Here is a 20,865-nt window from a genome sequence, read left to right on the forward strand (position 1 = left end):
TACTCGTCACCGCTCAGTGTGGCTCGTGCAGGTCGAGACGCCAGTCCTGGCCGACGAGATCCTGACCGAAGGAGCGGTGCGGTTTCTCGGCGGTGAGGACGAACCCGTGCCGTTGGTAGATCCGGCGGGCGGCCCCGAGGATGTCGTTGGTCCACAGCACGAGGTCGCGATACCCGACCCCGCGCGCGAACTCCACAAGAGCCGCGACGAGTTGATCCCCGATCCGCAGCCCGCGCGCGTCCGGCTCGACGAGCAGCAGCCGCAGCCGGGCGGTACCGGGTGCGTCGTCCCGCACGCACATCACACACCCCACCGCCCGCCCGTCGAGCTCGGCGATCCACACCCGCTCCAGATGCGGATCGTGATCCTCGGCGAAATCGGCGACGATCCGCGCGACGAGCCCTTCGTAGTCGGCGTTGAAGTCGTACTCGGCGGCATACAACGCGGCGTTCCGCTGCACGATCCAGCCCAGATCACCGGGCCCGGGCTCGCGCAGCACGACGTCCTCCGGCCGGGGCCGCCGCTTGTCCAACGCCGACAGGATGGTCCGTACGGTACGCAGCGCCTCGGCGAGCCGCGGCCGGTCGGCGTCCGGCACGGTCGAGAGCAGCGCCCCGACGGATTCGTCCGCCCGCTCCGCCAACAGCGCGGCGGTCTCCCGCCCCCGCACGGTGAGCGTGACCTGCCGCCGCCGCGGATCCCGCTCCGAGGGCGCCCGCTCGACCAGCCCGTCCTGCTCGAACCGGTTCAGGATCCGGCTCAAGTACCCGGCGTCGAGGGAGAGTTCGGCACGGAGATCGGCGGCGTCCGTACGAGGGGAGTGCGCGAGTTCGTACAGGACACGGGACTCGGTGAGGGTGAACGGGGCGTAGAGATGGCGGCTGTAGTCGAGGGCGCCGATGACGTTCGTGTAGAAGCGGCTGAAAGCGCGGATGTCCTGGACGGTCATGATCGATCCCGGGTGCTCGCTCAGGGTAGTTGACTCAGTCAGAGGTATTACGGGTCTGACGGTAGTACCGGGGAGGGCCGCGCGTCCATGGTTACGGTGTTCCGGACTGAGCCGTCAGCGGCGACCTAGTCCCACCAGAACCGCCACTGATGCCGCCCCACCAGCCCGTTCGCGTACTCGGGGAACGGCGTCGGCGGATCGTCCACGATGTTGTCGGCCGTCGACAGCACATGTTCCAGGGCGAGTTGCTCCGCGTGCGGGACATCGAGCGGCGGCCGGGCGACCGACACGGTCAACGCACTCCCGAACCCCGACACGACCCGCACCCCGAACCGCTCCTCCCAACTCCGCAACAGCGCACACAACAGGGGAAGCGACGCCTCGGCCGCCCACCCGACGATCGCCGGTACATCGGCACTACGACGCGCGGGCACAAGCGCCAACTGGCAGGTGCGCACGAAGGGTTCGGTCCCGAGCAGATCCTCTACGGCCCACCCGGCGGCCTGTGCCGCGCTCACCCCGGCACCCGTGTCGGACCCGCCGGCCGCGAGACCGGGCCAGCTCTCGAAGGGCGGCCCCGGGTCGTGCGGCCAGGGTCCGAAGTCCTCCGGATCGTCGTCGTCCGGAAGTACGTCCCGCCCGTCGCCCGCCCCCGGATTCGACCAGTACGGCAGCCGCCGGCGCCGGTACTCGGCGAAGTCCGCCGCGAGCACGGCATCGAGCCGGATCGCGTCGACCTCACTCAAGTCCGTGGGCTGGAAAGGATCGTCCCGCCAGCAGATGAACGGATACAGCCCCATGACTTCGGCGGACTCCAGCAGTCGGGGCCACAACTCCGCCAGATCGTCCGGTAGTTCGTCGGAGAACCACACCTCCACATCTCCGCGCGGCTCGAAGCGGCCGGAGGACAGGAGCAGTTCGGTGGGAAGGGGGAAGGCCATGGCGGGACGATAAGGGGAGGCACTGACAATGCCGTCGGGGGAGTGGAGCCGGGGCGGATCCGGGTTCGTTGCGCGCGTCCGTCCGCCGTGCTTGGCTCGCCCGATGAACCTTCTGCTGACGGCGAGCGGCCTGCGCAACGAGACGCTGCGGGATGCGCTCCGGGACATGCTGGGCAAGCCGTTCGAGTCGGCGAACGTCGTGTACATCCCCACGGCGTCGGTCGCCGAGCCCGGGGACCACGGGTGGTTCGTCGCGGACCTGAACCGGCTGCACGGCCTCGGCTGGCGGGAGTTCGACGTCCTGGAACTGAACGGCCTGCCCCGGCAACTGGTGCTCGACCGACTCCTCCACGCCGACGTCATCTACGCCGAGGGTGGCAACCACTACCACCTCGCGCGCAGCATCACCGGCAACGGCCTGGCCGACGGCCTCCTGGAGGCGCTGGAGAACCGGGTCTATGTGGGAGTCAGCGCCGGATCAATGATCTTCAGCCGCAACCTCACCGGACACTCCGCCGACGTCATCGGCGACACCACGGACCTCCACGTACTCGGCGCGACGACCGTGGAGCCCCCGTTCGGCCTCTTCGACTGGTACCTCAAGCCCCACCTGTACTCGCCGAACTTCCCCGAGCGTGACGACGCCTGGGCGGATCGCATCGTCGCGCGGGCGGACTTCCCGATCTACTTCATCGACGACGACACGGCCGTCCGCGTCAGGGACGGCAAGGTGGATGTCATTTCTGAGGGCCGGTGGCGGTTCCATCAGCGCCCTGAGAGGAAGGCGTCCTCGGACGCGTAGTCGAAGAACTCCGCGAAGTAACCATCGCCAACGGGAGGTTGGCCTTTCGCGGCCGCTTCCACCAGCCGGTCCAGTACGGGCGCGATCGTGGTCGCGTAGGTACCGGCCGGCCGGTGGCCGAGTGCAGTCGCGGCGGAGGTGTCGAGGACGATCGGGTGCGGCGAGTCCCAGGGGGTGACGCCCAGGCCGGCAGGTGCGGTGTCGTCCAGCAGTACCTCCTCCTCCCACTCATGGCCCAGGTACGTACCGATCGTCCGGCAGATCTCCAGCACGCTGGGCGCGTCCGGATCGGCGCAGTTGAGGACGCGGGTGCCCGGCCGCTCGGCGACCGTCTCGATGAGCGCGGCGAGATTCGCGGCGGCGGTGGCGTGGACGACACCGGCACCTCGCCGGGCCAGCAGCAGGGCCGTACGACCGTCCAACACCCGCTTGAGGACGGCCCATTCACGCGCCGGGGACGCCCCGACCCCATGGATCCGCGACGGCCGCAGCACGCTGACGGGCAACCCGCTGTCCAGGGCGACGAGTTCGGCGGCGACCTTGTTCGCGCCGTAGCCCTCGCGTGAGCGGTGGTCGATGTCGTCGCGCGGGGTCATGGTCGGGTTGGTCTCGGAGATCGGGCCCGAGAAGTGGGGCGGGGTCGACGAGTTGATGTGATTGCCCGCCGCGTCGATGTAGACGGCCCGGCCGGAGATCAGCACGGTGGAGGTCGCGTGCGCGGCCAACGGCAGCAGCGAACGGGCATCGGCGGCGGTGAAGCAGAGGCAGTCGACGAGGAGATCGGTCCCCTCGCCGACAGCGGCCCGCAGGGCGGAGGAGTCCGCGCGCTCCACGGCCCTGAACTCGCCCCCGAGCGCGCTCAGTTCGGGCGGCATGCGAGCGGGGTCCCGGCCGGTCACGTCCACCTGCCATCCGGCGACCAACAGCCGATGCGCGGCGGCCCGCCCGACCGGTCCGGTTCCGCCGAGGATGAGAGCACGGGGCATGAAGTGATCGTAGGCCAGCCGGGCAAAGGAGTTGTCACTTCCCGGAGCCCTACGGCCGCGAGGACGGTGCCTGCGCCGCGGCGACGTCGTACCGCCAGAACGGTCGGACCAGCAGCGCCCCCGCGATGACCACGAACACGCACACCAGCGAACTGCCCGTCCACGCGAGGCCGAAGCCCGTCGTGGAGGCCATGGCGCCGGCGCGCAGGTCGCCGAGGCGGGGGCCGCCCGCGACGACGACGGTGAAGACGCCCTGGAGGCGGCCGCGGAGGGCGTCGGGGGCGTAGGTCTGGAGGATGGTCTGGCGGTAGACCGCGCTGACGAGGTCGGCCGCTCCGGCGGCCGCCAACAGGGCTGCCGCGGCGAGGAGTTGGTGGACGGTACCCGCGAGGGCGACCGCCGCCGCCCAGGCGACGACGGCGAGGGCAAGCGCCCGACCCTGGCGGCGTACGCGCCCGATCCAGCCGCTGAACAGCCCCGCCGCGACCGACCCGATCGCGATGGCCGAGTACAGCAGCCCCACCCCGCTACCGCCGAACCGGGTCTGCGCCGCCTCCGGGAACAGCGCGGTCGGCATGGCGAGTGTCATCGCCGCGATGTCGACCGCGAAGGACATCCAGAGCACGGGCGCGACGGCGATGAACCGCAGCCCGTCGAGCACCGAGCGCAGCCCGCCGGCGGGGGCCTCCGAGCCGGTCGGCTTGACCGAGGGCAGGCGAAGGGCCGAGTACAGCAGGAGCGAGAACAGCACGGCGTCGGCGCCGTACGCCCAGCTGTAGCCGTTCGGGAGGGAGATCAGGACGCCCGCGATCAGCGGCCCGGCGACCTGACCGACGTTGCCGGCGGTGAAGTACAGCGTGTTCGCGGCGGGCACCAGCGGGGTCGGCACGATACGGGGGATGATCGCGCCCCGGGCCGCGGACGACACGGCGAAGGCGCCGGCCTGCACGGCGACGAGGCCGAGGACGAGCGGCACCGAACGCACGCCGGCGACCGCCTGGAACAGCAGGGCGAGTGTGACCACCCAGGTCAGACAGGCCGACGCGAGGTACACCGTACGGCGGTCGAACCGGTCCGCGACGGCGCCGCCGTACAGCCCGAAGACCACGAGCGGTACGAGGCCGGCCACCCCCGTCAGTCCCACGGACAGCGACGACCGGGACAGGTCGTACACCTGCACCGGGATGGTGACGTCGGTGACCATGGTCCCGACGTAGGCCGCACTCTGCCCGATCAACAGGCGCCGGAAGACAGGGAGTTGGAACGGGCGGGTGTCGAGCGCGGCACCGCGCAGCCCGGCGGAGAGGCGGGTCTTCAGCGCGGGCGGCGAGGCGGGGGGTGTCGTGGACATGGTTCTCACGCTGGCAGGACGGCCAGGTGCGGCGCTTCCGTTATTCTGCCGAGCCATGTCGGAAAACGGCCAGGCGGAGACGGCGGAGAAGACAGATACGGCGGACAGCGCGGCCGCGGAGCCCAGGGACACCACCCACGCCCACCTCGCGGGTGACGTCATCGGCCGCCACCAGCACGGCTACCACCAGCTTCTCTACGTCAGTGCCGGTGTGCTCGCGGTGCAGACGGGCGAGGCGTCCTGGGTGGCGTCCAGTGCGCGGGCCGTCTGGCTTCCGGCGGGCATGTGGCACCAGCACCGGGTGCACGGGCACAGCTCCGTGCACACCATCGGCTTCGCCGCCCACGACGTGCTGCTGGACTCCGGGACGCCGGTCGTGGTGGCCGTGGACGCCCTGGTCCGCGAACTGATCATCGCGTGCAGCGAACCGGACCTTCCGCAGCCGGAGTCACGCCGCCTGCGCGCGGTCCTGCGGGACCGCCTGAGAAGAGCCCAAGTGGAGCCGCTGACGCTCCCCGCCCCCACCAACTCCCTGCTCCGGCAGGCATGTTCACTGGTGACGGACGACCTACGGCAGCCTCGCACCGCCACCTGGCTCGCCCGCCGCATCGGCGTCAGCGAACGCACCCTGGCCCGGCTGTTCAGAACCGAGTTCGGCATGACGTACCCGCAATGGCGGACCAACGTCCGCGTCTTCCACGCCATGGTCCTCCTGGCGGAAGGCGCGACGGTCAGCGAAACGGGACGCCAGTGCGGCTGGTCCACGACCAGCGCCTTCATCGACACGTTCAGCCGCACGATGGGCCAGACACCGGGCACGTACCGCATCGGACCTGGCGGCCAGGCGCGTGGCGCTCCAGGTTTCCCCCCTTCCCGGCGATTGGCTGGGTAGGGATGCGCCTGGCTCTTTCGTAAGTGGACGTTGGGCCGCCCGCTTCTTGGTCAGTGTCGTGCTTCCGCGGCCCGAGTAAAGGGCGCTCCCTGCGGTCGCGTCGCCTTCGGCGATGGCCCTGCGGGCCACCCTTGACTAGGGCCGCTCCAGCCCGTTTCAGAAGCGAGCGGGCGGCCCGGAGGAACGGGTGGCTCAGGGAGAGGGCCCGTTACGGCGGTTGCGTGGCTGGCCGGTGTTGAGGAACGCGCTCGCGTCTCGCCAGCACGCCGGGTCGGCTCAGCGGCCAACGCCGAGTGGGGTGGCGCAGAGACAGGATGGCGGCACGCCGCGTCGGCTTAGCGGCTTGCGGCTGGGAGGGGGAGGGGCTGGGGCGGGTGGTGGGGTGGCTTCGCGGCTGCGAGCGAGCGGACGCGGGACCGGGCCGAGTCCGGGCGGGCCGGGGGGTGTCGGGAAGCTGTCCGAAAAGTAACCTCCTAACCAGCCTTTGACTGGTTAGAAAAAGACACAGCTTCCCGCCCCCCCGTGCCCGGACCCTGTCACCAACTATCACCAACAGGCGCTCGCAACTGGACAGGCTCGACCCACCACCCACCACACCGCCTACACACCCCACTCGGCGTCAGCCGCTAAGCCGACCTGGCGTGGCGCCAACCTGTCGCCGCGCCCCCCACTCGGGGGTGGCCGCTTAGCCGACCCGGCGTGCCGCCAACTCGTGGGCGCGCCGTCCCACTTGGCGTCAGCCGCTAAGCGACCCGGCGTGCCGCCAACCTGTCGACGCGCCACCTCCCACCCGGCGTTGGCCGCTTAGCCGACCCGGCGTGCTGGCGAGACGCGAGGGCGCGTTCCTCGGTGCTGGGTGAGGGCATGACACGCCCGAGGGTCTATGTGCCTGGGCAATCGTCTTTCGGGGCCGTTCGCGCGCTTCTGAAAACGGGATTCCGTGAGCCGAGTCAAGGGTGGAGCGGAGCGGAATCGGCGTAGCCGACGCGTAGCGCCCTTTACTCGGGTCACGGAATCCCGACACTGGCCAAGAAGCGGGCGGCCCAACGGTCACGTATCGGCTCAGGTCCGGTACACCTACTTCCGCGGCACCCCAGAAGACCCCCGAACCATCAACTCCCCCCGAACCGTGGCGATCCCACCCGGCGGCGGCTCCTCCCGCCCCATCGCGATCCGCCCCGCCCGGGCCCCCGCCTCCGACAACGGCAACCGCACCGTCGTAAGCGAAGGCACCGCGTCCACGCTGAACGGCAGATCGTCGAACCCGGCGACCGAGACGTCCTCCGGAATCCGCCGCCCAGACTCCCGCAGCGCCGCGGACGCCCCCACCGCGACGGAGTCGTTCGCCGCGACCACGGCCGTCAGTGACGGATCCCGCCGTAGCAGCTCCAGCGTGGCCTCGTACCCGGAGCGCCGGTCGTAGCGGCCGTGCACAGTCCACCGCGGATCCTCCACGATCCCGTGCGCGGCCAGCGCCTCCCGGTGGCCCTCCAGCCGGTGCCGCGTCGTCGTCCGTTCCTCCGGGCCCGCGATGTAGCCGAGCCGGCGATGGCCGAGGCCGATGAGGTGCTCGGTCAGTTCCCGGCCGCCGCCGCGGTTGTCGAAGGTCAGCGCGAACGCCCCCGTGTCCGGCGCCGGCGGCCGCCCGCACAGCACCACCCGCGTCCCGGCCTCGCCCAGCTTCCGCAGCTTCGCCGCGACCGCCGCCGCGTGCGGCGCGTTCTCCATCGCGCCGCCGGTCAGCACGACCGCCGCCGCCCGCTGCCGCTGCAACAGGGTCAGATACGTCAGCTCGCGCTCCGGGGAGCCGCCCGTGTTGCACACCACCGCCAGCCGTTCCCCACCCGCGCGGCCCCCCGGCCCCCCGATCTCGCCCTGGATCGCGCTCGCCATGATCCCGAAGAAGGGGTCCGCGATGTCGTTGACCAGGATGCCCACCAGGTCGGAGGTGGCCGCCGCCAGCGCGCTCGCGGGACCGTTCAGGACGTAGTCCAGCTCGTCGACCGCCCGCAGAACCCGCTCGCGCGTGGTGGCCGCGACCGGATAGTTGCCGTTCAGTACGCGCGACACCGTCGCGGGGGAGACCTGGGCGCGGGCCGCCACGTCCGCCAGGGTCACCGTCATGTTGTTCGTCCTCCGGTCGCGCATCTTCGGTCGCGCATCTTGTCGTACGCCGTTGTACATAGGCTGCTCAAAGGAAGCCCCCGTCCGAGCAGACCATAAGGCCACCCGCCCCGGTTGTTCGCCCCCTCGAACAACTCGACCCCATCACGGTCTTGTACAGACCAGTGGGCAAAGGCTAGCTTCTGCATATATAGAAAGCGCTTGCTGCAATCCTGGGACATGCGCTGAGACATGCGTCGAGACGCATGTGGACGAAGGGGAACACGTGACACGCAAGACGGTGCGTATCGCCATGAACGGCGTGACCGGGCGCATGGGCTACCGACAGCACCTCGTCCGCTCGATCCTCGCACTGCGCGAGCAGGGTGGTCTAGACCTCGGAGACGGTACGGTTCTGTGGCCGGAACCGATCCTCGTGGGCCGCCGCGAGCACGCGCTGAAGGCGCTTGCCGAGCAGCACGGGCTGGACCCGGCGAACGTCTCCACGGACGTCGACGCGGTCCTCGCCGACCCGACCGTCGAGATCTACTTCGACGCCCAGGTCACCTCGGCCCGTGAGGAGGCGCTCACGAAGGCGATCGCGGCGGGCAAGCACATCTACACCGAGAAGCCGACCGCCACCGGCCTCGACGGTGCCCTCGAACTGGCCCGCCTCGCCGACGCCGCCGGCATCAAGCACGGCGTCGTCCAGGACAAGCTCTTCCTGCCTGGTCTGCTGAAGCTCAAGCGCCTCATCGAGGGTGGGTTCTTCGGCCGGATCCTGTCCATCCGGGGCGAGTTCGGCTACTGGGTCTTCGAGGGCGACTGGCAGAGTGCCCAGCGCCCGTCGTGGAACTACCGCTCGGAGGACGGCGGCGGCATCGTCGTCGACATGTTCCCGCACTGGGAGTACGTCCTCCACGAGCTGTTCGGCCGCGTCAAGTCCGTCCAGGCCATCGCGACCACCCACATCCCGCAGCGCTGGGACGAGAACGGCAAGCCCTACGACGCCACCGCCGACGACGCCGCCTACGGCATCTTCGAACTCGACAGCGGCGCCATCGCCCAGATCAACTCCTCCTGGGCCGTCCGCGTCAACCGCGACGAACTCGTCGAGTTTCAGGTGGATGGGACCGAGGGGTCGGCTGTCGCCGGGCTGCGCAACTGCCGTGCCCAACACCGGAGTTCCACCCCGAAGCCGGTCTGGAACCCGGACCTGCCCGCCACCGAGGTCTTCCGCGACCAGTGGCAGGAAGTCCCCGACAACACCGACTTCGACAACGGCTTCAAGGCCCAGTGGGAGCTGTTCCTCCGCCACGTCTACGCCGACGCCCCGTACCACTGGGACCTCCTGGCCGGCGCCCGCGGTGTCCAACTCGCCGAGCTGGGCCTGAAGTCGTCCGCCGAGGGCCGCCGTTTCGACGTTCCGGAGATCACCCTGTGACCATCCAACTCCCGGACGTCGGTGGGGTCTTGAGGGCATACGAGCCCCGACAGGAACCCCTCGCCGTCACCTCCGGCACCCCCTTCACCTCTCGTACGGTGTTCTCGGCGGCGCACGTCGTCGCCGACCCCTTCGCCGACACGAGCCCGGACTCGGCCGCCGCCGTCGACTGGGACGCCACCCTCGCCTTCCGCCGCCACCTCTGGTCCCACGGCCTCGGTGTCGCCGAGGCGATGGACACCGCCCAGCGCGGCATGGGCCTGGACTGGGTGGGCGCGGCCGAGCTGATCCGCCGAAGTGCCGCCGAGGCCAAGGCGGTTGGCGGCCGCATTGCGTGTGGCGTCGGCACCGACCAGCTCACCGGCCCGGCGTCCCTGGCCGACGTACAGGCCGCGTACGAGGAGCAGTTGGCGCTCGTCGAGGCGTCGGGCGCGCAGGCCATCCTGATGGCGTCGCGGGCGCTCGCGGCCGTAGCGAAGGGGCCTGAGGACTACCTGGAGGTCTACGGCCACCTGCTCCGGCAGGCGTCCGAGCCGGTCGTCCTGCACTGGCTGGGTCCCATGTTCGACCCGGCACTTGAGGGTTACTGGGGTTCGTCGGACCTCGACGCGGCCACCGACACGTTCCTCGAAGTCATCGCCGCGCACCCCGACAAGGTCGACGGCATCAAGGTGTCGCTCCTGGAGGCTCAGCGGGAGATCGACATCCGGCGCCGACTGCCGCAGGGTGTGCGCTGCTACACCGGCGACGACTTCAACTACCCCGAGCTGATCGCGGGCGACGACCAGGGCTTCAGCCACGCCCTGCTCGGCATCTTCGACCCGCTCGGCCCGCTGGCGGCGGAGGCGGTCCGCGTCCTGGACACCGGGAACACGGCCGGTTTCCGCGAACTCCTCGACCCGACCGTCGAGTTGTCCCGTCACCTCTTCCAGACACCGACCCGCTTCTACAAGACGGGTGTGGTGTTCCTGGCCTGGCTCGCGGGCCACCAGGCGCACTTCACGATGGTCGGCGGCCTCCAGTCGGCCCGCTCCCTCCCGCACTTCGCCCGCGCCTACGAACTCGCCGACGGCCTGGGCCTGTTCCCCGACCCGAAGCTCGCGGAGGAACGGATGAAGAACCTGCTGTCCCTGTACGGAGTGAACCAGTGAGCGCCGCCGACCTCTCCCGCTTCTCCATCAACCAGATGACGGTGAAGCAGCTGTCGATGCCCGAACTGGTAGACGCCTGCCTGGAGTTGGGCGTCCCCGGCGTCGGCCTCTGGCGCGAGCCGGTCCAGTCGTACGGCCTGGAGGAGACCGCGAAGCTGGTCCGCGACGCGGGCCTCACGGTGACAACGTTGTGCAGGGGTGGATTCTTCACGGCGATCGACCCGGACGAGCGCGCCCATGCTCTGGACGACAACCGCCGTGCCGTGGACGAGGCGGCAACTCTGGGCACCGACACCCTCGTGCTCGTGTCCGGTGGTCTGCCGGCCGGCTCCAAGGACCTGCACGGCGCGCGGGAGCGGATCGCCGACGCGCTGGGGGAGTTGGGGCCCTACGCCGAGGAGCGGGGCGTACGGCTGGCCATCGAGCCGTTGCACCCGATGTTCGCCTCCGACCGCTGTGTGGTCTCGACGCTCACCCAGGCCCTCGACCTCGCCGAGCGCTTCCCCGCGCAGCAGGTCGGCGTCACGGTGGACACGTACCACATCTGGTGGGACGACCGGGCGCCCGAGCAGATCGCCCGGGCGGGTGCGGGCGGCCGTATCCACACCTTCCAACTCGCCGACTGGACCACCCCGTTGCCCGAGGGCGTGCTCAACGGCCGCGGGCAGATCGGCGACGGCGCGATCGACATGCGTGAGTGGCTGTCGTACGTCGAGGCGGCGGGCTACTCCGGTCCTATCGAGGTCGAGCTGTTCAACGACGGACTGTGGGCGCGGGACGGACGCGAGGTGCTGGCGGAGACGGCGGCGCGGTTCGTGGAGCACGTGATCCGGTAGCGGGCGGGTCCGTGGCCTGCCTGCTACCCGCAGTGAGGGGCAGGCCACGGCCTCCCGTCTCGTGCCGGTGTGCGCGGGAAAGCGCCTAGTCCGGATGGGGCCAGGCGCGTAGGCGGCTGGTCAGGGCCCACAGCAGGTCGATGACCCGACTCGTGTCGGCGGGGTCGAGGTCCTGTAGGAGCGTCGCCTCCGCGGCCAGGTGGTCCTGGAGGGCTACGTCGATCAGGCGACGGCCGTTCTCGGTCAGCTGGACCAGGGTGGAGCGGCGGTCGTCAGGGTTGGCGACACGGGTGATGTGCCCGACGGCGACGAGCCGGTCGAGCAGCTTCGTCGTGCCGCCCGAGGAGCGGACCAGCACCTGGGTGAGCTCCCCGGGCGTGGCCTGGAAGGGTTCGCCGCGGCGGCGCAGCTCGGCGAGCAGGAAGAAATCCGGGCCCGACAGGCCGTGCTGGGCGGTGCTGGCGTCGTAGAACTCCTGGACCTGGCGGCCGGCCACGGCGAGGGCGCTGAACAGGCGGAACGGCGTGGGGTCGAGGTCGGGCCGGGCCACCCGCCATTCCGCGAGCACCCGCTCCACCTGCGCGGCCAACGCGGTCGGCGCGATCTCTGAGTTTCCCACGGGCATTGACCTTACCTCCAGAACGGAATATCTTCCGCGCGAGATACTTCCTGGGAAGAGATCTGAGGGGTGGCGTATGAACGAGGGCATCCGCAAGAAGAGTCCGCCGGGGCAGGGCTGCTCGACACCGAGTGGGGAGCGGGGATGACCCTCTACCGCCTCGGCTCCGAGGGAGACCGTCCGCTGTCGACGGTGGCCCAGGACAGCCCGCCGATCGTGCGGGCGCTGCGCTACGGAATCACCGCGCCGAGCGCGCACAACACCCAGCCGTGGCGGGTCGAGGTGGTGTCGGACACCGAGGCGCGGGTCTCTTTCGACCCGGCCCGGCTGCTTCCCGTCACCGACCCGCCCGGCAGGCAGGTACACATCAGCCACGGCACTCTGGTCGAGATGACCTCGATCGCCGCCACCCATCTCGGGTACCGCACGGACGTCGACGTGCTGCCCGAGGGCGGGATGACCCTCGCGGAGTACGGTACGAAACCCACCGCGCACCTGAGCCTCGTCGCCGACTCCGAGGTGGCCGAGGACCCGCTGTTCGCGCAGATCCTGCGTCGGCGCAGCAGCCGCCTGCCGCACACACCGCAGCCGCTCACCGACGAGGAGCGGGCCGCGATATCGGCCGCCGCCACCCGTCCCGGCTTACAACCGGGCTGGATCGGCGCGCAGCGGATGGCCGACGCCATCGAGTGTGCCGTGCGGGGCATGACCGTCGAGGCCGACGATCACGGCACGTTCGAGGAGACCAACCAGTGGTTCCGGTTCACCGACGCCGAGGTCGCGGCGAAGGGCGACGGGCTCAACCTCGACACCGCCGGCATGACCGGCCTGCCCCTGGCCGCGGCCCGCCGGACGACCCGGCCGAGCAACTGGCACAGCTGGTTCAACCGGTCCGGCTACCTCAGGACCTTCACCAAGACCGTCCGTGACACCAGGGCGCTGCTCACCCTGACGACCCAGGCGAACACCATGGCGGACTGGATCACCACCGGGCGTGCCTATGTGCGCGCGCAGCTCACCGCGGCCGGCTACGGCCTGAGCTTCCAGCCGCTCAGCCAGACCCTCCAGGAGTTCCCGCAGATGGACCGGCTGCGCGCCCGGATGGACGCCCTCGCCGACGTCACCCCGCCCGCGAAGCTCCAGATGCTGGTCCGCGTCGGGCACACCCGGACCCCCGCCCTCTCACCCCGCCGCGACCTGCGCGACATCCTGCGACCCCGGTGAGAGCCGGCGCGCCGGCTCGACGACGCTGTCGGTGTTCGACTCCCGGAATGTGAGAGTCACCTTCACACAGCTCGTTTTTATAAATGCAGATCAGGGTCCGTGCGGTGCGCGCTATTCCTGTGAACAGCCTGTCGATTTAGGTTTTTCGGAGCTTTCCGGAACCGTATCTCCCCAGGTCATGTCTGTAGGATCGTGCTCGCCGCGGGGCCGGGATAAAGCCCGGAAGCGCGGTCTTCCGGGCTTTCTCTTGTATGAGAGAAGCCTGAGAGGTGCATAAGAGAAGTAATTCGAGAAACAAAACAAGGAGTTATCTGTGAACGTGCGTATCGCCGCCGTGTCCGTGGTCTCCGCCGCGCTCGTCGCCGTCGGCACCACCGCCGCTGTCGCCGCCCCGGCGCCGAGCATCACCCTCAAGGCCAACCACGCCTCCGTGAAGCTCGGCGACGTGGTCACCTTCACCGGCAAGACCGCCGGCCTGAAGGAGGGCAGCAAGGTGACGCTCCAGGTCAAGAGCGGCCCGACCTGGAAGTCCCTGCCCGTGACCGCCAAGGTCAACCACAGCGCCTACAAGCTGACCGACAAGTTCCAGAAGAAGGGCGTCCAGGTCCTGCGCGTCAAGGACGGCGCCGCCGTGTCCAAGGGTGTCTCGGTCACCGTCCGCTGACGCCGGCCACCCCGCGCTGACACACCCCTGAGCCCTGCCCCACCCCGTTCGATCCGGGGTGGGGCAGGAGGTCAGGAGTATGCCGTACCGACCGGTCAACACCCGCACCGCACGGGTTACTTCTTCTTCGCCGCCCGCTTCGTGAGCACCGCCGGCACCACCGGGATCAGCATCTCCACGACCCGCGCCACGGCCGCCGGCGGCAGCCCCGTCTTCTTGGCCACCGCGTTCGCCACGGGCCTGGCCGCCTTCGCCAGCACCCCGGCCGCCAGCACCCCGGCCGCCGCCTCACCGGACAGCGCCGATGCCGTCGTACCGACGACTTCCCTGGCGCCCGCCTCGTCCGTTGTCGGCACTTCGAAGCCGTCTTGAAGAATTCTCAAGATGTCGTACAACCCTCTCCCTACCACGCGGGTCGTACTTGGCATCAGGACTCTTGGAGGGGGATCTGGGGGGATCATGGGGGTCCTGATGCTGGAGGGGAAAACCCGAGGGGGCTTGGTCGACGGACCCGGCCCCCTCGAATTTTTCTCCGCTAGAAGAACACCCCGCACCGCAGCAGCACGTTCGCGTACGGCCGCGCCTCGCCCGTCCGTACGATCAGTCGCGCGTCCGCCGACAGCTCCTTGAGCCGCTTGTGGGAGACGAGGTCCAGGCCGTCGGGGAAGCGGGCGTCGAGCAGGGCCGTGGCCGCGCGGTTGGCGCCGCGCACCTCGCTCGCCGCCGTCGCGCCCTCCACCACCAGCTCGGCCAGCAGCCCGTCCAGCACTTCCTCGAACGACGGCACCCCGGCACGGAACGCCAGGTCCACCACCCGGGGACCCTTGGGGATCGGCATCCCGGCGTCGCACACCAGCACCCCGTCCCCGTGCCCCAACTCGGCCAGCGCGCCGGAGAGATGACGGTTGAGAATCCCTGCCTTCTTCACAGCGCGGCGACCTCGTCCGCCGTGGGGAAGGAGTCCTGGGCACCCTTACGGGTCACGGCGACCGCCCCGACCCGGGCCGCGTACTCCGCCGCCTCGGCCAACGACAACCCCGCACCCAGCTTCCACGCCAGCGCCGCGGTGAACGCGTCGCCCGCGCCCGTCGTGTCCACGGCGTCCACCTTCACGGACGGCACCCGGGTGACCCCCTCCCGCGAGGCCACCAACGCGCCCTCCGCGCCCAGCGTCACGACCACCGAACGCGGCCCCTTCGCGAGCAGAATGCGGGCCCAGTCCTCGGGCCGCTCGCTCACACACGCGTCCCCGAGGATCACCTTCGCCTCGTGCTCGTTGACGATCAACGGGTCGCAGGCGGCCAGGACTTCGGCCGGGAGCGGCCGCGGCGGCGACGGGTTCAGCACGAAGCGGCTGCCGTCCGCGAGACTCCGTACGACCTCCACGACCGTCTCCAGCGGGATCTCCAGCTGTACGGAGACCACCCGGGCGGCCTGGAAGAGGCACCCGGCGGCCTGGACGTCCACGGGGAACAGCTTTCCGTTGGCGCCGGGCGACACCACGATGCTGTTGTCGCCGGACGGGTCCACGGTGATCAGCGCGACCCCGGTCGGCGCGCCGCCGACCAGCACGCCCACCGTGTCGACACCGGCGGCCCGCTGCGAGTCGAGCAGCAGCCGGCCGTGCGCGTCGTCGCCGACCCGGGCCAGCAGGACCGTACGGGCTCCCAACCGGGCGGCGGCGACCGCCTGGTTGGCGCCCTTGCCGCCGGGGTGGACGGTCAGGTCGGAACCGAGGACCGTCTCGCCGGCGCCCGGCCGCCGCTCGACGCCGATCACGAGGTCGGCGTTGGCCGATCCCACGACCAGGAGGTCGTAGTCGTACATCAATTGACTCCCCACAGTGGTGACTTGGAGCGTTGATCCGGTCGTTTTCAGGCGGTTGTTGTCAGGTGGTGGCTGTCAGGCGGTCGTGGTCAGCCGGTGAAGCCGGCCACGTTCTCCTTGGTGACGACCTTGACCGGCACCTTCACCGTCGTCTCCACCTTCTTGCCCTGAGCGGCGCGCAGCGCGTTGTCCACGGCAATCCTGCCGAGCTGGCTGGGCTGTTGTGCCACGGACGCGTACAGCGTGCCCTGCTTGACGGCGGTCAGGCCGTCCGGCGTGCCGTCGAAACCGACGACCGAGACCGACTTGCCGGCCTTGGAGCCGAGCGCCTTGATCGCGCCGAGCGCCATCTCGTCGTTGGCGGCGATGACGCCCTGGACGTCGGGGTGTGCCTGGAGCAGGTTCGACATCACGTCGAGGCCCTTGGTGCGGTCGAAGTCGGCCGGTTGCTGGGCGACGACCTGGATGCCGGGGTAGGCCTTCAGCCCCTTGGCGAAGCCCTCCGCCCGCTCACGCGCCGCCGAAGTGCCCGCCTGGCCCTGGAGGATGACGATCTTGCCGCTGCCGCCCAGCTTCTCGGCGACGGTCTTGGCGGCGAGTTCACCGCCCACGACGTTGTCGGACGCGACCAGCGTGTCCACGGCCGCCTTGTTGACGCCCCGGTCGACGGCGATGACCGGGATCTTCGCCTTGTCGGCGGCCTTCACGGAGTTGCTCGCCGCGTCCGAGTCCACCGGGTTGACGATGATCGCGCCGTAGTTCGAACTGGTGAAGTTCTGGAGCTGGTTGGCCTGCTGCGAGGCGTCGTTCTGCGCGTCCGTGACGGTCAGGTCCAGGCCCAGCTTCTTCGCCTCGGCCTGCGCGCCCGACCGGATCTGCACGAAGAACGGGTTGTTGAGCGTGGAGAGGGACAGGCCGAGCTTGGGCTTCGACGTCGTGGAGGAGTCGTTGTGCAGGAAGGAGGTCGCGCCGACGATCGCGATGGTGACGACGGCCGCGAGCGCGTACGTGGTCGCCTGCCTGCCCTTGCTGCCACCGCCACCGCCCGCACCGGAGGCGGGAGTCGCACCCGCCTTGCGGCGCACGGTGTCGAGCAGGACCGCCAGCGCGATGACGACACCGATGACGACCTGCTGCCAAAAGGCCGACACCGAGAGGAGGTTGAGGCCGTTGCGCAGCACCGCGAGGATCAGCGCGCCGATGAGCGTGCCGGACGCCTTGCCGGTGCCGCCCGCGAGGGAGGCGCCGCCGATGACGACGGCCGCGATCGCGTCCAGCTCGTAACCGTCGGCGGCCTGCGGCTGCGCGGAGGAGAGCCGGGAGGCGAGGACGATGCCCGCGGCGGCGGCGAAGACACCGGACAGGGCGTAGATCGCGAGCTTCTGCTTGGAGACGCGCAACCCCGAGAGCCGCGCGGCCTCTTCGTTGCCGCCGATCGCGTACATCGAGCGGCCGATGTACGTCCGCCCGAGGATGAAGGCCGCGATGAGCCCCATCACGATCATCACCAGGACCGGCACCGGCAGCCAGCCGCCGAGGGTGTCACCGAGGTGCGAGACCGAGTTCGGGAAGGCGATCGGGGAGCCCTGCGAGATCACCAGCGAGAGACCGCGCGCCACCGACAGCATCGCCAACGTCGCGATGAACGGCGGCAGTTTGCCGTAGGCGATGAGGAAACCGTTGACGAGACCGGCCGCGATACCCGTGGCGATCGCGAGGACGACGGCGAGGAAGACCGGGACGCCGTGCTGCGTGGCGCTCCAGGCCAGCACGGTGGCCGACAGGGCCGCCACCGAACCGACCGACAGGTCGATGCCCGCCGAGACGATCACGAAGGTGACGCCGAAGGCGAGGATCGCGGTCACGGCCGCCTGGACACCGACGTTGAGGAGGTTGTCGGTGGTCAGGAAGTCACCGGACAGCGCCGACATGGCGATGACCAGGACGATGAGCGCGGTCAACGCCCCGTTGTCGAGCAGCAGTCGACGGATCCCCGAGGCGCCACTCGCGCCCGGCGTGCTCTTGAGCGTGTCAGTGGCCACGGTGGCCCTCCACAGCGGTAGTTGCTTGAGCGGTTGTTGCTTGGGTCGGTGTGCTGGGTGTGCTGACGGCGAGTGCCATCACGGAGTCCTGCGTGGCCTGTTCGGCGGAGAGTTCACCCGCGATGCGCCCCTGGGCCATCACGAGCACCCGGTCGCTCATGCCGAGAACTTCGGGCAGATCACTGGAGATCATGAGAACGGCGGCACCGCCGGCGGTGAGCTGATTGATCAGCTGATAGATCTCGACCTTGGCGCCGACGTCGATACCGCGCGTCGGCTCGTCGAGGATCAGCACCTTGGTGTCGGCGAGGAGCCACTTGCCGATGACGACCTTCTGCTGGTTGCCGCCGGACAACGTCCGTACCTGCTGGCCGAGTCCGGCCATCCGCACGCCGAGCTGCTTCGCGATCCGCGCGGCGGCCTCGCGCTGCCCCTTGAGGTCGACAAGCCCACCATGGGTGGCGGCCCGCATGGTGACGAGCCCGAGGTTCTCCTCGACCGACTGGTCCAGGACAAGCCCCTGCCCCTTACGGTCCTCGGGCACGAGCCCGATCCCGGCAGACATGGCCGCGTTGACGTCATGCTTGGGGACCAGTCCACCGGAGACGGTGACCGCCCCCTGGTCGTACGGGTCCGCCCCGAAGACAGCCCGTACGACCTCGGTACGACCGGCCCCGACGAGCCCGGCGATGCCGACCACCTCACCGGCCCGCACCTCGAAGCTGATGTCGTGGAAGACCCCGTCCCGGGTGAGCCCCTCGACGGAGAGCAACGCGGCGCCGGTGTGCGGCCGTTCACGCGGATACTGCTGCTCGATCGACCGCCCGACCATGAGCCGTACGAGCTCGTCCTCGGGCGTGGAGGCAGGCACCTGCCCCACGCTCTTCCCGTCCCGGATGACGGTGACGCGGTCCCCGAGGGCGGCGATCTCCTCAAGATGATGAGTGATGAACACGATCCCGACGCCGTCAGCGCGCAGTTGACGCACAATCGCGAACAGCTTCTCGACCTCTTCGGAGGTGAGCACGGCGGTCGGCTCGTCCATGATCAGCACGCGCGCGTTCAGACTGAGCGCCTTCGCGATCTCGACCATCTGGAGCCGCGCGATACCGAGTTCACGCACCCGAGCGCGCGGCGAGACGTTCACACCCACCCGCTCCAGCAGAACGGCGGCATCGGCCTCCATCCGCTTCCGGTCGATCATCCCGAGGCGACGCGGCTGCCGCCCCAGAAAGATGTTCTCGGCGACCGTCAGATCGGGAACGAGGTTGAACTCCTGGTAGATGGTGGCGATCCCGAGCCGCGCGGAGTCCTGCGCACTGTGGATGCGCACCTCCTCGCCGGCGGCCAGAATGCGGCCGCCGTCGGGGCGGTAGGCGCCGGAGAGCATCTTGATGAGCGTGCTCTTGCCCGCACCGTTCTCACCGAGCAGCACATGGACCTCACCCCGACGCAGATCGAAGTCGACGCCGTCCAGCGCGACGACACCGGGGAAGGTCTTGCGGATGCCCTCGATGCGCAGCAACTCGTCCTGGTTGCTCACGACTGGCTCCTTCGAACGGGTTGAACAGGGGGTTGCGCGGGGTCCGGTCGGACGGGGGGTGGGGTGGGGTCCGGCGGGACGGGGGGTGGGGTGGGGTCGGGTTGCGCGGGGGAGTGCGCGGGGTCCGGCCGATGAGGGGGTTGGACGGGGTCGGATCTGCCGGGTGACCGCGCGACCCCCGGCTCACCGCACGAGCGGCGCACGACGAGCCGCGCGGGAAGGGTGACGGACCGCGGCACCCGCCCCTCGATCCGGTCGACGAGCGCACGTACAGCGGCCCGCCCCAGGTCACCCGTCGGCTGAGCGATCGCGGTGATCGGCGGATCGGTGTGCACGAACCACCGGATGTCGTCGAACGCGGCCAGCGCGAGATCCTCCGGAACCCGCAGCCCACGCGCGCGTACGGCGTCCAGGGCACCCAGGGCCATCAGGTTGTCCGCGGCGAACACGACTTCGGGAGGCTCGGGCAGATCGAGAAACCCTTCAGTCACCCGCCGCCCGCTCTCGACCTGGAAGTCGCCCTGGCCGATGTAGACGCCGGGGAGCGGAATCCCGTACTCACCGAGCGCGTCCCGGAAGGCGGCGACGCGCTCGCTACCGGTGGTCGTAGCAGCAGGCCCCCCGATGATGGCGAGCCTGCGATGCCCGAGTCCGTGCAGATGGGCGACGAGATCCCGGATCGCGGCCCGTCCGTCGGCCCGCACGACGGGCACGTCCAGGCCCGGGATCCACCGGTCCACGAACACCATCGGGGTCCCGGCGCGCGCGGCGTCCAGCATGCCGGGGGAGCCGCCGTCGGTGGGGGACACGAGCAGTCCGTCGATACGCCGGTCCAGCAGCGTCCGCACGTGGTGGTCCTGGAGCTCCGGCCGTTCGTCGGCGTTGCCGATGATGACGCTGTACCCGAGCGCGCGGGCCTCTTCCTCGACGGAACGGGCCAGCTCGGTGAAGTACGGGTTGAGCACGTCGCTGATGACCAGCCCGAGGGTGCGGGTCTGATCGGTGCGCAGCGAACGGGCGACGGCGTTCGGGCGATAACCCAGCGCCTCTACGGCGGCCAGCACGCGGGTACGCGCGTCGTCACTGACCGACGGATGGTCGTTCAGCACCCGCGACACCGTGGCCACGGAGACCCCGGCCTCGGCGGCGACGTCCTTGATGCTCGCCATCGCCGTTCCACCTCCTCGTGGAATCGATTACATGGAGGATTGGAATCGATTACACGGGAGTAAATCAAGCCCCCGACCGACCTCTGAGACCCGATCGTGATGAACCCTGCTCACCGGAGCGTCGCGTACGCGGCGGCTGTTTCCACCCGTGCGGGACTGCTGCCGGTCATACGTCGCTCACGTGATCGGCCTCCTGTAGGGGCTGGTCAGGTGGGCTGGTCAGGTCGTCGGACGCGATGCCGGTGCAGCCGACCTCCGACGTGAACCCGTGGTCCGTGCCGGCCGGCGCCGGCGGAGAACCCACGAGCGCCGACGCCATCGT

General features: G+C 70.1%; 19 protein-coding genes. 7 read left to right on the forward strand and 12 right to left on the reverse strand.

What is annotated here, in order from left to right:
* Positions 1-13: 13 nt before the first annotated feature.
* On the reverse strand, positions 14-949 hold the full coding sequence (locus OG194_RS30155) for a bifunctional helix-turn-helix transcriptional regulator/GNAT family N-acetyltransferase (protein ID WP_327403929.1): 936 nt from the start codon (positions 947-949) through the stop codon (positions 14-16).
* 125 nt (positions 950-1,074) lie between these two features.
* A complete protein-coding gene (locus OG194_RS30160; RefSeq protein WP_327403930.1) occupies positions 1,075-1,890 on the reverse strand; it encodes a DUF4253 domain-containing protein in 816 nt (271 codons plus the stop codon).
* 103 nt (positions 1,891-1,993) lie between these two features.
* On the opposite strand from OG194_RS30160, the gene OG194_RS30165 reads away from it, so the two are divergent.
* A complete protein-coding gene (locus OG194_RS30165; protein ID WP_327403931.1) occupies positions 1,994-2,692 on the forward strand; it encodes a Type 1 glutamine amidotransferase-like domain-containing protein in 699 nt (232 codons plus the stop codon).
* On the opposite strand, the gene OG194_RS30170 is transcribed toward OG194_RS30165, so the two are convergent.
* Both OG194_RS30170 and OG194_RS30175 read right to left on the reverse strand, forming a co-directional pair.
* Positions 2,656-3,678, reverse strand: coding sequence for an NAD-dependent epimerase/dehydratase family protein (locus OG194_RS30170; RefSeq protein WP_327403932.1), 1,023 nt, complete (start codon positions 3,676-3,678; stop codon positions 2,656-2,658). The genes OG194_RS30165 and OG194_RS30170 overlap by 37 nt on opposite strands.
* 49 nt (positions 3,679-3,727) lie before the next feature.
* Positions 3,728-5,029 (reverse strand): MFS transporter, encoded by a 1,302-nt coding sequence (locus OG194_RS30175; protein WP_327403933.1) that lies wholly within the window; start codon positions 5,027-5,029, stop codon positions 3,728-3,730.
* A 55-nt stretch (positions 5,030-5,084) separates the two neighbouring features.
* Here OG194_RS30175 and OG194_RS30180 point away from each other — a divergent pair, with 55 nt between their 5' ends.
* Positions 5,085-5,921, forward strand: coding sequence for a helix-turn-helix transcriptional regulator (locus OG194_RS30180; RefSeq protein ID WP_327403934.1), 837 nt, complete (start codon positions 5,085-5,087; stop codon positions 5,919-5,921).
* 1,077 nt (positions 5,922-6,998) lie between these two features.
* Here OG194_RS30180 and OG194_RS30185 read toward each other — a convergent pair.
* On the reverse strand, positions 6,999-8,045 hold the full coding sequence (locus OG194_RS30185; RefSeq protein WP_327403935.1) for a LacI family DNA-binding transcriptional regulator: 1,047 nt from the start codon (positions 8,043-8,045) through the stop codon (positions 6,999-7,001).
* 265 nt (positions 8,046-8,310) lie between these two features.
* Here OG194_RS30185 and OG194_RS30190 point away from each other — a divergent pair, with 265 nt between their 5' ends.
* Genes OG194_RS30190 through OG194_RS30200 form a run of 3 tightly spaced genes read left to right on the forward strand, consistent with a single transcriptional unit; the run spans position 8,311 to position 11,455 of the window.
* Positions 8,311-9,468, forward strand: coding sequence for a Gfo/Idh/MocA family protein (locus tag OG194_RS30190; RefSeq protein WP_327403936.1), 1,158 nt, complete (start codon positions 8,311-8,313; stop codon positions 9,466-9,468).
* Positions 9,465-10,619: a dihydrodipicolinate synthase family protein gene (locus tag OG194_RS30195; RefSeq protein WP_327403937.1), complete on the forward strand. Its 1,155-nt coding sequence runs from the start codon at positions 9,465-9,467 to the stop codon at positions 10,617-10,619. The genes OG194_RS30190 and OG194_RS30195 overlap by 4 nt, the downstream gene beginning before the upstream one ends.
* A 35-nt stretch (positions 10,620-10,654) precedes the next feature.
* Positions 10,655-11,455: a sugar phosphate isomerase/epimerase family protein gene (locus OG194_RS30200; RefSeq protein WP_327407252.1), complete on the forward strand. Its 801-nt coding sequence runs from the start codon at positions 10,655-10,657 to the stop codon at positions 11,453-11,455.
* An 85-nt stretch (positions 11,456-11,540) separates the two neighbouring features.
* Here the strand turns inward: OG194_RS30200 and OG194_RS30205 are convergent, their stop codons facing one another.
* The gene (locus OG194_RS30205; protein WP_327403938.1) at positions 11,541-12,074 is read right to left on the reverse strand and encodes a MarR family winged helix-turn-helix transcriptional regulator; all 534 of its coding nucleotides are present in this window, start codon (positions 12,072-12,074) and stop codon (positions 11,541-11,543) included.
* Between the two features lie 144 nt (positions 12,075-12,218).
* Between OG194_RS30205 and OG194_RS30210 the strand changes: the two genes are divergently transcribed.
* Together OG194_RS30210 and OG194_RS30215 are read left to right on the forward strand one after the other, a co-directional pair.
* Positions 12,219-13,298 carry an Acg family FMN-binding oxidoreductase gene (locus OG194_RS30210; protein WP_327403939.1) on the forward strand — a complete coding sequence of 360 codons (1,080 nt, stop codon included), beginning with the start codon at positions 12,219-12,221 and terminating at the stop codon, positions 13,296-13,298.
* 313 nt (positions 13,299-13,611) lie between these two features.
* Positions 13,612-13,962: a hypothetical protein gene (locus tag OG194_RS30215; protein WP_327403940.1), complete on the forward strand. Its 351-nt coding sequence runs from the start codon at positions 13,612-13,614 to the stop codon at positions 13,960-13,962.
* 116 nt (positions 13,963-14,078) lie between these two features.
* Here OG194_RS30215 and OG194_RS30220 read toward each other — a convergent pair whose 3' ends face one another.
* The 6 genes from OG194_RS30220 to OG194_RS30245 form a co-directional block, all read right to left on the reverse strand.
* Positions 14,079-14,345 (reverse strand): hypothetical protein, encoded by a 267-nt coding sequence (locus OG194_RS30220; protein ID WP_327403941.1) that lies wholly within the window; start codon positions 14,343-14,345, stop codon positions 14,079-14,081.
* A 152-nt stretch (positions 14,346-14,497) separates the two neighbouring features.
* Positions 14,498-14,890 (reverse strand): D-ribose pyranase, encoded by a 393-nt coding sequence (gene rbsD, locus OG194_RS30225; RefSeq protein WP_327403942.1) that lies wholly within the window; start codon positions 14,888-14,890, stop codon positions 14,498-14,500.
* The gene (locus OG194_RS30230) at positions 14,887-15,789 is read right to left on the reverse strand and encodes a ribokinase (RefSeq protein ID WP_327403943.1); all 903 of its coding nucleotides are present in this window, start codon (positions 15,787-15,789) and stop codon (positions 14,887-14,889) included. Before OG194_RS30230 ends, rbsD begins: the two co-directional genes overlap by 4 nt.
* 89 nt (positions 15,790-15,878) lie before the next feature.
* A complete protein-coding gene (locus tag OG194_RS30235; protein ID WP_327403944.1) occupies positions 15,879-17,831 on the reverse strand; it encodes an ABC transporter permease/substrate-binding protein in 1,953 nt (650 codons plus the stop codon).
* Entirely contained in the window at positions 17,821-19,374 is a 1,554-nt protein-coding gene (locus tag OG194_RS30240; RefSeq protein WP_327403945.1) for a sugar ABC transporter ATP-binding protein, read from the reverse strand. Before OG194_RS30240 ends, OG194_RS30235 begins: the two co-directional genes overlap by 11 nt.
* A complete protein-coding gene (locus tag OG194_RS30245) occupies positions 19,371-20,543 on the reverse strand; it encodes a LacI family DNA-binding transcriptional regulator (protein ID WP_327403946.1) in 1,173 nt (390 codons plus the stop codon). The genes OG194_RS30240 and OG194_RS30245 overlap by 4 nt, the downstream gene beginning before the upstream one ends.
* Positions 20,544-20,865 lie beyond the last annotated feature (322 nt).

The sequence above is a fragment of the Streptomyces sp. NBC_01288 genome (assembly GCF_035982055.1).
GTDB lineage: Bacteria > Actinomycetota > Actinomycetes > Streptomycetales > Streptomycetaceae > Streptomyces.